The following is a 12326-nucleotide window of genomic DNA, read 5'->3' as shown; positions in this document are numbered from 1 at the left end:
CTCTCCCTAATTTATCTTATTTTGTTGCAAAAACGCTTGCAAATTTTCTCTCGCGCCGCTGATTTCCACTTCCACGCTTTGGTTTGAAAAATTCTTTTTGCTTAATTGTAAGCTAAATTTCTTAATTTCACGCTGAAGAGCGTCTAATTCTTTGTAAGAATAATGAGCGCTTAAAGTTTCCAACTCCACAAAATCCTTAAAAGCATTTTCTTTTTTAGCGTTTTCTACACACAATAACGCGCTAGTGGCATAAGCTTTCATCAAGCCCCCCACCCCTAAAAGCGTGCCTCCAAAATAACGCACGCTCACTAATCCTATATTGATCAAATCCTCTCGCCTCAAAACGCTAAGCATAGGCATTCCTGAACTCCCTTTAGGCTCGCCATCATCGCTAAAACCCTCCGTGATTTTGCCCTCTAAACAATAGCGGAACGCCGTTACAAAATGCGCGGCTTTAAAATGCTCTTTTTTCAATTGCAAAAGGGTTTTTTCAAAATCATCAAAAGGCATGAGATAGCCTAAAAAGCGGGACGCTTTAATCTGGTGCTTAGAAGCGATGAAGTTTTTAAGCGTTTTCACAAGCTTTCTTTAAAGAGTTGAGTTTGAACACGCACCCTATAAAACTCGCAATAAAAATCGCAATAAGCGCGTAAAAATGCACAGAAACATCTACAAATTCCGCATGCATTTGATTCAATCGCCCTAGCAAACTAATCCCATGATAAGCTGGCACTATTTGAACGAAAACCTGTAAATAAGAGGGCAAGGATTCAAAAGGCCACACAAAACCCATCATAAAAATCAAGGGCAAAGAAGAAATTAAAACGATTTGAGTGGTGTGGGCTTCATTTTTGATCCATGCGCCTAAAAACGACCCCAAACTCAAGGTTGCAAGCATGAAAATCAAACTATTCAAAAACACCATTAAAGCGCTTCCATGCCGTTCGATCCCATAAAAAGAAAACAGCGCCCCAAAATACAACAAAACAAAAACACTAAACGCTGCCATAAACACCAAGAGTCTTGCGCACAGCCTTAAAGCGATTTCTTTCTTGTCTAAAAGGGCCAATTCCAAACGCCTGGAGCTAGTAAACATGCTGCTTGCAATGAGCATCACCTGGTGTAAAATGAAAATAAACACGCTAGAGAGCGCGTAATTCAAATACCCCTCACTAGGGTTATACAAAGCGATAGGCCTGATTTTAATCCCGTCTGTCCCTAATTCAGCTTCTTCTATTTGGGCGTTGCGTTTGAACCTTATTTCATCATTTAAAGCGTTGATGCTCTCCACCACCGCATTCGCTAACGCGCCATAAATCAAAAAGTAATTGGAATTCGCATAAAAATCTATCGTTACAGGCACCTGCTTATGGATATTGGCTTCAAAATGCGAAGGGATATGCAAGATCCCATAAATTTTTTCTTCTTTTAAAAGCTTTTTGGCTTCTAACATAGAGGGGCTAAAAAAAGCGATTTCTAACTCGTTGGAGCTTTGCGCCATGAAGGCTAATTGCCTGGAAAGAAAGGAATTGTCTTCATCTACAAGGGCGATTTTTTGTTGCGTTACAATGTCTCTTAAATAAGGCAAAGGGTATAACAAGCCATAGATTAAAGGAGCGCCTATAAGGATCAATAAAACGCCCTTATGAGAAACAATAGCCCTTAATTCCATTAAAAGGATTTTAAAAAAATTCATGCGCTAGCCCTATCTTTTTTAAAAGAAAAATAAAAAATCAAAAGCCCTAAGACTAAAAAGATTAAAAAGAACACAAGCGGCATTAACGAATTTAAAGACTCTGTAAAATCCGTCTTATAATAGGCCTCTTGTAAAAAAAAGCGCATAAAATGGCTAATAGGCAAGCAATGGCTCCAAAAATCCCCAAAAATTTCCATGTTGTTTTGCGGGTAAGTAACCCCAGCAAACGCAAAACTTGGAGCGGTATAGACCCCAACCGCACCAGCGGTTTCAATAACGCTTTTTGAAATGCCATAGACCAACACCACAAACCCGCTCATAATAAGCGCCATTAAAACCACCGCCAAAAAGACCAATGACAAATGCGCATAATGCCCCTCCATGCCAATGAGATTAAAATAAAACGCCATGCCCATCCCCCAAAAACTAAACACACACACATTCGCTACAATACTGATTAAAAGCTCGCGCATGTTAGAGGCTTTTTGAATGAAATTGAGCATGCCAATCGCAATCAAAATAAGCCACATGCAAGGCAGCATCACGCTTAAAAGGTATTGCGTGTAATTGTTTTCTTCATTGTATAGGGCATGCAATTGCAAAACAATAGGCATTGCTTGGGCTTTAGCCAAAATCAAATTGGAATCTCGCACTAAAGCTTTGGTGGCTAAGGTTTTAGCGTCTAAAGTCAAAGCAGTTTGTAAAAAAGCGTTTTTGAGCGTTTTCCCTACCAAAACATATTCCGCATTATAATAAAAGGGCAAACCCACTTTCCGCCCCATTTTGATTTTTTTCTCTAAATTTTCAGGCAAAACTAACGCTCCATACACTTCAGCGGAGTTTAAAAAGCGTTTGGCTTCTAAAAGGCTGGCCACTTGGTATTTGATTTGAAGCGCGCTCGTTGCACCCAATTCAAACGCTACCTGATGGCTTGTGGTGGTCTTATCCAAATCCACCACCACGATAGGGAGCTGTCTTGGGATTTCTTGCTTAAAGATTTGCGTGCCTAAAACCCCTAAACAAAAAGGCAATATAAAACACACGATAAACAAGAACTTGTCTTGTAAAACCCATGCGCTTATCAATCTGAACAAAACAATCCTTTCTAAGGCTTAATGGTAACTAACACGCTCATCCCTACCCTAAAATTTTCCAGCTTTTCTAAGGGTATGGCCTCCACTTCATAGCTTTTCATGTCATAAGTGTTGGAATTATTCGTCGCTTTCCAGGTCGCAAAATCCCCCATCACGCTCAAATATTTGACCCTGAATTTCGCGCTTTTTTTCAACGCCGGGATATAACCTTCAAATTCCTTGCCCACCTTAAACTCGTTCAAATACTTTTCAGGAACGCTGATTTTTAACCAACTATCCTTTAAATCTATCATTAAAACCACAGGAAAGCCCTTAGGGCTAAGCTCGCCACCGCTTAAAAGCACATTACTCACTTCCCCATCAATTGGGGCTGTCGCTTTGACATCTTTTAAATAAGACTCCACTTCATTCACTTGCCCTAAAGCCGCGCTCTCTTTAGCCTTAGCGGCAATCTTACTTTCAGAGCTCGCCCCCCCTAAAGCCATTTTATACTTTTGATAAGCCGCGCTCTCGTTGTATTTGGTGCTTTCATAAGCCGCATAGGCTTCATCGCGCTTTTGCAAACTCGCCACGCCGTTATCATACAAATCTTGAACGCGCTTATAAGTCTCTTTAGCCAAATTCGCTTGGGATTTTGCCGCTTGCCAAATGTCCCTCGCAGAATTGATCGTTTCATCTCTTGAGCCTCTTTTGACTTCATCGCTAAGCGCTTTAGCGGCTTTATGCCCGGCTTCAGCTTGAGCGAGCTTGGCTTCTAATTCAGGGCTAGAAATGCTAAAAACCAAATCGCCTTTTTTAATATGATCGCCTTTTTTAACAAACACCTTTTCAATGCGCCCAGGGACTTTGGAGCTCACGCTGTATTCTCTGGCCTCCAAAAACCCTTGCAACACTTCAGCCTTAGGGCGATAAGCTAAATAAAAAAGCACGATTAGCCCTAATAATAAAGCCCCACCCCCTGTAAGAATCGCTTTATTTTTATCCAACATGCTATTTGACATGATTTTTTCCTTTAATAAACAAATTCATAAAATAAATCAATATGATCGCTTAACGCCATTAAATTCGCTAATGAAACGATGTATTTATAAGCCACGCTTTTTTGCTCCACGATGATAGAAGAAAGCGTGTTCCTCGCATCAATGACTTGAGCGTTCGTGCTTAAACCTTGTAAAAAAGCCTGCTCTTGGAGTTTTAAATTTTCCTTGGCTAATTCCACGCTAGAAAGCAAGCTTTTGTATTCTTTCAAATAAGAAAGCGTCTCTTTATAAGTCTTATTCACTAACAATTCCATGTTTTTTTTAGCCTGGATTTGTTCGCTACTGGCTTGCAACTCGACTAATTTGCTCGCTTGGTATTTTTGGAAACGCCCTGTGGGGGAGAGTATGGGCATGCGCCCGGCTACGCCCACAAACCAGCTAGGGATCATGTCTTCAAACACCGAATTGTTTTGTTTCATGATATAAGAGCCAAAAAAACTCACTTGGGGCAAGAATTTAGCGATCTGTAGTTTGGTGTTTTCTTTAGAAATTTGAACCTGATTTTCTAAAGTCTTTAAAGCCGGGTAGGAATTGAGCGTGGAAGCAACAAAAAAGCTCAAATCGGGCAGATTTTTCTCGGTGTGGATCTCTAATTTGCTTGAAGGCGCTAGATCGTCCTTGCTAGATAAAATGGAATTGAACGAGAGCTGCGAAACTTCTAACACATCTTTAGCCTTAACGCTAGCGATATGGGCCTTATCATAAGCCACTTGAGCGCCTAAGGTTTCTACCCTAGCGATTTGCCCCACTTTTTGCATTTTCAAAGCGTTTTGGAAATGCTTATAATGGCCTTTTTCCACTTCTTCTAAAGTTTCAGCCACTTCTGCGTTTAACACCATGCCATAATACACGCTCACAAGCTCTTGAAAAGTGGAAAGCTTTTTCAAGCGATACACTTCATTGGCGTCTTTTTGCATCAAATCCGCAATGCGCACCATCGTGAATCTTGCCCCACCCATATAAAGGGGATAAATAATGCTCAAAGCCCCAATCACCACATTTTGATTAGAAAACAATAAGGGGGCTTCTAAAGTGCTGCTCAAAGCCCCAAAACCTTGCATCACCCCTTGCATGCCCGCTTGGATTTGAGGGGTTAATACTTGAGGGGGGATATTTTGCTGGATGTTTTGTACGCCTTGATGGATCTGGTTGGTGGCTTTTTGCACGCCCGGTTGTTTTTGGCTGGCAAAATCCATTTTAATGGGGTTAGAGAGATACACATAAAAAGCGCTCAAATCAATTTGGGGCAAAAAAGAAAGTTTAGCCGCTAATTTCATTTTACTCGCTCGCTTAATGGCGTATTCTTGCGCATGCAAGCCTTCATGGTTAGACAACACCCTAGTCCATGCGTTTTTTAAAGAGAGTTTTTGAGCGTCAGGATGGTTCAAAGGCGCGCTGTCTTCAGCCAAATTCAAAGAAGAAAGATCGGTTTTAGAAACCCCATCAACAGCGTTCAAAGAGCTATTGAACAACAGGCTCAATACAAAGAAGGTTGTTTTTTTCATGCTCATTCCTTTATCCTAATCCTTATTTTCTTTACTCGCTTTTAAGCGTTTTATCCTAGCCCCATCCACGCTTAAGACTTCAAAAGAATACCCATGCGAAACGATTGTATCTCCCTCCATAGGCATGCGCTCTAGCAAGCTAAAAACATAGCCCCCAAGCGTTACCTGCTCGCATTCTTTGTCAAATTCAATGTGAAGCGCTTCTTCTACGCTCTCTAAATCCAGCATGCCCTCTAATTCAAACACGCCCTCTTCAAGCTTGTTTATGCCCTCTTGTTTCAAATCGTATTCGTCGCTAATCTCGCCCATGATCTCTTCAATGATGTCTTCCATAGTGAGCAACCCGGCTGTGCCACCGTATTCATCAATCACCAAAGCGGTATGGATTTGCTCTTTTTTCATTTTAATAAGGATTTGAGAAATGGAAGCGCTTTCGGGGACGATGATCATTTTCCTAACGATTTGCTTGAAATCATGCATTTTGGGGGTGAAAATAGAGCGCGAAAGCAAATCCCTAATATGCACCATGCCGATAATGTTATCCTTAGAACCCTTACAATAAGGGTAGCGCGTGAAGCGGCTTTTTAAAACAATGTCTATATTTTCTTCATAGCTGTTTTCTTCGTCCAAACACACCATGTCTTTTCGTGGGGTCATGATTTCTTTAGCGCTCGTGTCAGAAAAATCCACCGCGTTTTTAATGATTTCGCCCTCCACCGAATCAATAATGCCCTCTCTCAAACTCTCGCCCACAATGATCTTCAACTCTTCTTCAGAATGCGTGCCGTCATGCTCTTTAGGATTGATGCCCACTTTTTTTAAAAAGAAATGAGCGATCACATCAAACAGGCGCACCACCGGATAAAACACCACCCAAAACACATGCAAAGGGCGCGCGGCAAAAAGAGCGGCTTTTTCAGATTTAGCGATCGCTAAAGATTTAGGCACGATCTCGCCCAACACGACATGCAAAAAAGTGATGCTTAAAAACGCTATGACCACGCTCATTGAATGGATAAAAATAGGATTTTCTCTCAAATCCATAGACTCAAACAGCGCAGCTAACAATTTTGCGATAGCGGGCTCACCCACCCAGCCTAAAGCTAATGAAGAAAGGGTGATGCCTAACTGCGTTGCGCTCAAATAAGTGTCTAGTCTTTGACTCATCTTTAAAGCGAGTTTAGCGTTGGAATTACCGATTTTAACCAGCTCTTCTAAGCGGGTTTTACGCACTTTCACAAGGGCAAACTCTGAAAGCACAAAAAAAGCGTTCAACAGCACCAATAAAAAAGCAACCATCAACATCAAAATCGATTCAGACGGATCCAAATAAGCTCCTTGATTCCTCCCCATGATTTAAACCTAAAACCTAACGATAAATATAAAATATATAAAATCTTAGAATTTTAACATAAAAGATTAAGCCTAACTTTAAAAATCAAGCCTTTAAAAACCCTAGAAATACTTTTCTGTAAAACCAAGAGCCACAAAAAGAAGCGCGCCTAAAAGTGCAGAAACCGGCACGGTTACCAACCAAGCGGTAACAATCTTTTTTAAAATGGAGCGTTTGATCACTTCTTCTTTATACACTTTTTTAAGCGACTTTTTTTCTTTCTTTTTCAATTCCAAAGCGATAGCGGTGTTCTTGCTTTTTTTCAAGCTCTCTAGCATGAGCGATTTTTCTTTCAAATTGGCTTTATCAAAGCGCTCTAAAAAGCCTTCAATTTCTTCTAAATCTTCCCCAAAGTGCGCGGCTACAATGTTGTCTCTGATTCTGGCAAAACGCCTTCTTGATTGCTCTCTTAAGCGCTCCCTTAAAAAGCCCACCCCAAACACCGCACCCACCACAATATGCGTAGAGCTTACGGGCAAGCCTAATTGAGAGGCTAAAAGCACGGTGATGACTGCAGAAAGCGCGATGCAAAAGGCTTGCATTTTGTCTAATTCTGTGATTTCTGACCCCACCGTTTTAATGAGTTTTGGCCCATACAAACTCAAGCCTAAAGCAATCCCGGCTGCCCCTACTACCATAATCCACAACGGCATAGAGCTTAAAGTATTCCCTATAGGGCTATTTGCATCTTCTAAAGTTTGACTGATGGCCGCTAAAGGGCCTATAGCGTTAGCCACGTCATTAGCCCCATGCGCAAAGCTTAAAAGCGCAGCGGCAAAAATCAAAGGGACATTGAAAAGCTCATTAATGCTTTCATGGCTGTTTTCTAATTGCGGGGCTTTCTTTAACACAAATCTTTTAAAAAGGATAAAGATTAAAAGCGCAAGGATGCAGCCGCAAGCCAGTTGGATTTCAAAATTCAGCGCATAGAGGCGTTTTAAAACCTTAACGATCAAATACCAGCTGAATGTTAAGCTCATCAACGCTACCAAATAAGGCACGACCTTTAAAGCCGCGCTCTTTTTATCTTCTTTATAAGCGATAGTCTTTTTAATGAGCATTAAAAAAAACATCGCTATCAAAGCTCCCATTAAAGGCGAGATTACCCAACTAGCCACAATGCCTGATAAAAAATGCCAATTAATAGCAGACATTCCAGCTGCTGCCATTCCAGCCCCCATAATCCCCCCCACCACAGAGTGTGAAGTGGAAACGGGAGCGCCAATTAAAGTCGCCACATGCAACCACAACGCCCCACTCAAAAGGCTAGCCAACATGACATTAATGAAAACATGCACATCATTAATAGATTCAGGCGAAACGATACGGCCCTTAATCGTAGAAACCACTTCCCCCCCAGCAATGATCGCTCCAAGCATTTCGCAAATCGCAGCGATCAAAATCGCCCCGCCCATGCTAATGGCTTTAGAGCCTACGGCAGGGCCGACATTATTAGACACATCATTCGCGCCAATATTCATCGCCATATACCCCCCAATCACAGCCGCAAAAATGAGTAACAATCCCTTAGAATTAGCCTGCCCAAAAATGAGAGCGAGCAAAGCAGCGCCAATGAGAAACAAAAGGGCGAGAGCGATCTTTAAAGTGTCTTTTTGGAGTTTTTTTAGAAGCTTTTTCAAATTCTTTGATGTTTTTAATTTCCATATCGTCATAAAAACCTTATTCTAATAGTGGTCTTATTCTATCCAATTAGCCCTTGAGCCACTCTTAAAAAGCGTTGTTTGATAAAAATGGCTCATTATATGGTATCTTAAAGTAAAATTTTAAAAATAAGGTTTTTAAAAATGATAGAATTTAGCGATGAAGATTTACAAAAACCGGTGCGTATTGTAATAGAAAAAATCCGCCCTTACTTGCTCAAAGATGGCGGTAATATTGAAGTGCTAGGGGTGAAAAGCATGAAGATTTATGTGGCTTTAGAGGGAGCGTGTAAGACTTGCTCTAGCAGTAAAATCACTTTAAAAAATGTCATTGAAAGGCAGCTTAAAATGGACATTCACCCCAATTTAGAAGTGGTGTGCTTAGAAAACGCTAAGGAGTTTGATAAGCTTTAAGGACTATAGGCATGCAAAAGTTTGATTATGAATTTAAAAAGCGCGCGTTGATTAAAGAGGGATTTTTAGCGTTCAAACAAGCCCATTACGCTGAAGCGTTACGCCTTTTTTCTGAAGTTTTGTTTTTGGATAAAGACAACCAAAAAGCCAAAATAGGGGCGTTATTAAGCGACATCGCTAAGGATTTCCCTAAAGAAGCCCATAGCTTTTATGAATTGTATCAAAGCTTGATCGCTATGCAAAAACGGAGTTTAAAAAACCAGGCTGAAGAGCAAATCATCAATTTGATCGCTTCTTTTGATGAGGGGCTGAACCAAATGACTGAAAAGATTGACGCGCAAATTTCTCAAAAAGGCGAAGAATTGAATGGCATTTTGTATGCGGATTTCAAACGCTTGAGCTTGGAGCGCGGTTTTAAGGAAGCGTTTGAAGATTTGATGTTCAGCTCTAGGGTGATTTTTGACAATAAAGAAGATTTTTATGAATTTTTGAAAGAATTGAACCATTATGGCTATTATGAATTAGCGATAAACTACATTGAGAACATGCATGAAGATTCTTTTATTTACGATAAATTTTTGCGTTCTCTTTTAGAAGACGCCCTTAAATCCAATAAGGCTTAAAGAATGAAGCTTAAAAAAACCCTGACTTATCAAAACCACACCTATTCTTTTTTAAGCGATAACACGCATGAAGTTTTAGAAAACCCTAAAGAAATCCTTTTTGTCAAAACGCCTTCAAATGAAAAACACTCCCCTTTAATTGCAGAAAAAAACCTGGCTATTTTAGATTTTAACGAGCTTAAAAACTACTTTGATTTTAAGATTAAAATTGTAGGGATTACTGGCACTAATGGTAAAACGACCACAGCGAGCTTGATGTATTCCTTGCTCTTAGATTTGAATAAAAAGACCGCTCTTTTAGGCACAAGGGGGTTTTTTATTAACGATGAACGCATCAAAGAAAAGGGCTTGACCACGCCCACTCTTTTAGAGCTTTATAGCGATTTAGAAGAAGCGATGCGTTTGGGGTGTGAATACTTTATTATGGAAGTGAGCTCCCATGCGATTGTTCAAAAGCGCGTTGCTGGGCTTGATTTTGCCCTTAAAATCTTAACCAATATCACAAGCGATCATTTAGATTTCCATCAAAATATAGAAAATTACAGAGACGCTAAAAACAGCTTTTTTAAAGATGAGGGCTTGAAAGTGATCAACAGAGATGAAACAAACGCCCTTTTTAACCCCATTAACGCACACACTTACGCGCTGGATAAAAAAGCGCATTTAAACGTTCAAGCCTTTTCGCTCACCCCCTCTATTAGCGCGTCTTTATGCTACCAACAAGATTTAAGAGATCCTAATCTCAAAGAAATCGTCCTTATGCATTCCCCCCTTTTAGGGCGTTACAACCTTTATAATATCTTAGCGGGCGTTTTAGGGGTCAAATTGCTCACTCAATTACCGCTAGAAGTAATCGCGCCGTTATTAGAAAACTTTTATGGGGTGAAGGGGCGTTTGGAAATTGTGCATTCTAAACCTTTAGTGATCGTGGATTTTGCCCACACCACAGACGGCATGCAACAAGTTTTTGAAAGCTTTAAAAACCAAAAAATCACCGCTCTTTTTGGAGCAGGGGGCGATAGGGATAAAACCAAGCGCCCTAAAATGGGAGCGATAGCGAGTTGTTACGCGCATCAAATCATCTTAACTTCAGACAACCCCAGAAGCGAAAACGAAGAAGACATTATTAAGGATATTTTAAAAGGCATCAGCGATTCTTCTAAAGTCATTATAGAAAAAGACCGAAAGAAAGCCATCTTAAACGCTTTAGAAAATTTAAAAGACGATGAGGTGTTGTTGATTTTAGGCAAGGGCGATGAAAACACTCAAATCTTTAAAGACAAAACGATTTTTTTTAGCGACCAAGAGATCGTTAAAAGCTATTACCAACATTTAAAACAAGGATAAAACATGCAAGAATTCAGTTTGTGGTGCGATTTTATAGAAAGGGATTTTTTAGAAAACGACTTTTTAAAGCTCATTAATAAGGGGGCTATTTGCGGGGCGACGAGTAACCCTAGTTTGTTTTGCGAAGCGATCACAAAAAGTGCGTTTTATAAAGATGAAATCGCTAAACTCAAAGGCAAAAAAGCTAAAGAAATTTATGAAACCCTAGCACTAAAGGATATTTTACAAGCCTCTAGCGCGTTGATGCCTTTATATGAAAAAGACCCTAACAATGGCTACATTAGCCTAGAAATTGACCCTTTTTTAGAAGATGATGCCGCTAAAAGCATTGATGAAGCCAAGCGGTTATTCAAAACATTAAACCGCCCTAATGTGATGATTAAAGTCCCAGCGAGCACAAGCGGACTTGAAGTGATTAGCGCTTTAACTAAAGCTTCTATTCCTGTTAATGTAACCTTAGTCTTTTCGCCTAAAATCGCCGGTGAAATCGCTCAAATCTTAGCCAAAGAAGCGCAAAAAAGAGCGGTCATTAGCGTGTTTGTCTCACGATTTGACAAAGAAATAGACCCATTAGTGGCGCAAAACTTGCAAGCTCAAAGCGGGATCATGAACGCTACCGAGTGCTATTATCAAATCCATCAGCATGCTAATAAGCTAACAAGCACCCTTTTTGCATCCACGGGCGTTAAATCCAATTCTTTAGCTAAAGATTACTACATTAAAGCGCTGTGTTTTAAAAACTCTATCAATACAGCCCCCCTAGAGGCTTTAAACGCTTATTTGCTTGACCCCAACACCGAGTGTCAAACCCCTTTAAAGGTTGCAGAAATTGAAGCGTTTAAAAAAGAATTAAAAACGCACAACATTGATTTAGAAAACACCGCTCAAAAACTCCTTAAAGAAGGCTTGATAGCGTTCAAACAATCCTTTGAAAAGCTTTTAAAGAGTTTTTGATTTTTAAGGGTTTTTTGGATAGAATAGACCCTTATTTTATTTTAAAGGATTGACATGTTAGAAGGCGTTATTAGAGAGAGTATTACTAAAGCTAACGCTAAAGCTTTAAAAAAAGATGGCTATCTAATCGCAAATGTTTATGGAAAGGGCATTGAAAATGTGAATGGCGCGTTCAAATTAAACCCTTTCATTAAATACCTTAAGGAAAAGAAGCATTTGATTTTTCCGGTGAAATTAGGGGATAAGACTTTTGAAGTCGTGGTTCAAGAATACCAAAAAAACCCTGTTACTAACGAGCTTATCCATGTGGATTTACTCGCTGTTACTAAGGGCGTGAAGTCTAAGTTTAAAGTCCCTGTTAAACACCAAGGCACTCCGGTGGGCTTGAAAAATAAAGGGATTTTAATGCTCTCTAAAAAGCGTATCAGCGTGGAGTGCGCTCCAGAGCATTTGCCCGATCACTATTTAGTGGATGTAGCCCCTTTAGATGTGAATGAGTCTATTTTGGTGCGCGATTTAGAAAAACACGAGAATGTTAAGATTTTAGATCATGATTCTATCGCTGTGATCGGTGTGATTAAAGCGAAGTGATTTCAGGC

At 40.1% G+C, this 12326-nt stretch carries 11 protein-coding genes and 1 pseudogene; 5 read left to right on the top strand and 7 right to left on the bottom strand.

What is annotated here, in order from left to right; translation table 11 throughout:
- Positions 1–6: 6 nt before the first annotated feature.
- From DQL14_RS00225 to DQL14_RS00195, 7 genes and pseudogenes are all read right to left on the bottom strand, one after another.
- Positions 7–579 (bottom strand): YigZ family protein, encoded by a 573-nt coding sequence (locus DQL14_RS00225; RefSeq protein ID WP_108169437.1) that lies wholly within the window; start codon positions 577–579, stop codon positions 7–9.
- On the bottom strand, positions 566–1696 hold the full coding sequence (locus tag DQL14_RS00220) for an ABC transporter permease (RefSeq protein ID WP_108169436.1): 1131 nt from the start codon (positions 1694–1696) through the stop codon (positions 566–568). The genes DQL14_RS00225 and DQL14_RS00220 overlap by 14 nt, the downstream gene beginning before the upstream one ends.
- Complete coding sequence (locus tag DQL14_RS00215) at positions 1693–2790, bottom strand: ABC transporter permease (RefSeq protein WP_108169435.1); 1098 nt, start codon at positions 2788–2790, stop codon at positions 1693–1695. Before DQL14_RS00215 ends, DQL14_RS00220 begins: the two co-directional genes overlap by 4 nt.
- 11 nt (positions 2791–2801) lie before the next feature.
- On the bottom strand, positions 2802–3791 hold the full coding sequence (locus tag DQL14_RS00210; protein WP_108169434.1) for an HlyD family secretion protein: 990 nt from the start codon (positions 3789–3791) through the stop codon (positions 2802–2804).
- Positions 3792–3802: 11 nt separating this feature from the next.
- Positions 3803–5335 (bottom strand): TolC family protein, encoded by a 1533-nt coding sequence (locus tag DQL14_RS00205; protein WP_108169433.1) that lies wholly within the window; start codon positions 5333–5335, stop codon positions 3803–3805.
- Positions 5336–5350: 15 nt separating this feature from the next.
- On the bottom strand, positions 5351–6688 hold the full coding sequence (locus DQL14_RS00200) for a hemolysin family protein (protein WP_108169432.1): 1338 nt from the start codon (positions 6686–6688) through the stop codon (positions 5351–5353).
- A 102-nt stretch (positions 6689–6790) separates the two neighbouring features.
- Positions 6791–8393, bottom strand: a pseudogene (locus tag DQL14_RS00195) (inorganic phosphate transporter).
- Between the two features lie 140 nt (positions 8394–8533).
- Here DQL14_RS00195 and DQL14_RS00190 point away from each other — a divergent pair.
- From DQL14_RS00190 to DQL14_RS00170, 5 genes are read left to right on the top strand one after another with little or no spacing between them, the layout of a single operon-like run.
- The gene (locus DQL14_RS00190) at positions 8534–8803 is read left to right on the top strand and encodes a NifU family protein (protein ID WP_000569296.1); all 270 of its coding nucleotides are present in this window, start codon (positions 8534–8536) and stop codon (positions 8801–8803) included.
- An 11-nt stretch (positions 8804–8814) separates the two neighbouring features.
- A complete protein-coding gene (locus DQL14_RS00185) occupies positions 8815–9426 on the top strand; it encodes a histidine kinase (protein WP_108169430.1) in 612 nt (203 codons plus the stop codon).
- 3 nt (positions 9427–9429) lie between these two features.
- Positions 9430–10773 carry a UDP-N-acetylmuramoyl-L-alanyl-D-glutamate--2,6-diaminopimelate ligase gene (locus tag DQL14_RS00180; RefSeq protein WP_108169429.1) on the top strand — a complete coding sequence of 448 codons (1344 nt, stop codon included), beginning with the start codon at positions 9430–9432 and terminating at the stop codon, positions 10771–10773.
- Positions 10774–10776: 3 nt separating this feature from the next.
- Positions 10777–11727, top strand: coding sequence for a transaldolase (gene tal, locus DQL14_RS00175; protein WP_108169428.1), 951 nt, complete (start codon positions 10777–10779; stop codon positions 11725–11727).
- 54 nt (positions 11728–11781) lie between these two features.
- Positions 11782–12318: a 50S ribosomal protein L25/general stress protein Ctc gene (locus DQL14_RS00170; RefSeq protein WP_000889333.1), complete on the top strand. Its 537-nt coding sequence runs from the start codon at positions 11782–11784 to the stop codon at positions 12316–12318.
- Positions 12319–12326: the final 8 nt, after the last annotated feature.

Source organism: Helicobacter pylori NCTC 11637 = CCUG 17874 = ATCC 43504 = JCM 12093 (assembly GCF_900478295.1).
Classification (GTDB): domain Bacteria; phylum Campylobacterota; class Campylobacteria; order Campylobacterales; family Helicobacteraceae; genus Helicobacter; species Helicobacter pylori.
This window is presented reverse-complemented; position numbering and strand designations above follow the sequence as displayed.

Bases quoted from the DNA above. Each gene is read 5' to 3' on its own strand.
- DQL14_RS00200 (WP_108169432.1), bottom strand. From the start codon at position 6,688: ATGGGGAGGAATCAAGGAGCTTATTTGGATCCGTCTGAATCGATTTTG.
- DQL14_RS00190 (WP_000569296.1), top strand. From the start codon at position 8,534: ATGATAGAATTTAGCGATGAAGATTTACAAAAACCGGTGCGTATTGTA.
- DQL14_RS00220 (WP_108169436.1), bottom strand. From the start codon at position 1,696: ATGAATTTTTTTAAAATCCTTTTAATGGAATTAAGGGCTATTGTTTCT.
- DQL14_RS00170 (WP_000889333.1), top strand. From the start codon at position 11,782: ATGTTAGAAGGCGTTATTAGAGAGAGTATTACTAAAGCTAACGCTAAA.
- tal (WP_108169428.1), top strand. From the start codon at position 10,777: ATGCAAGAATTCAGTTTGTGGTGCGATTTTATAGAAAGGGATTTTTTA.
- DQL14_RS00180 (WP_108169429.1), top strand. From the start codon at position 9,430: ATGAAGCTTAAAAAAACCCTGACTTATCAAAACCACACCTATTCTTTT.
- DQL14_RS00205 (WP_108169433.1), bottom strand. From the start codon at position 5,335: ATGAAAAAAACAACCTTCTTTGTATTGAGCCTGTTGTTCAATAGCTCT.
- DQL14_RS00185 (WP_108169430.1), top strand. From the start codon at position 8,815: ATGCAAAAGTTTGATTATGAATTTAAAAAGCGCGCGTTGATTAAAGAG.
- DQL14_RS00210 (WP_108169434.1), bottom strand. From the start codon at position 3,791: ATGTCAAATAGCATGTTGGATAAAAATAAAGCGATTCTTACAGGGGGT.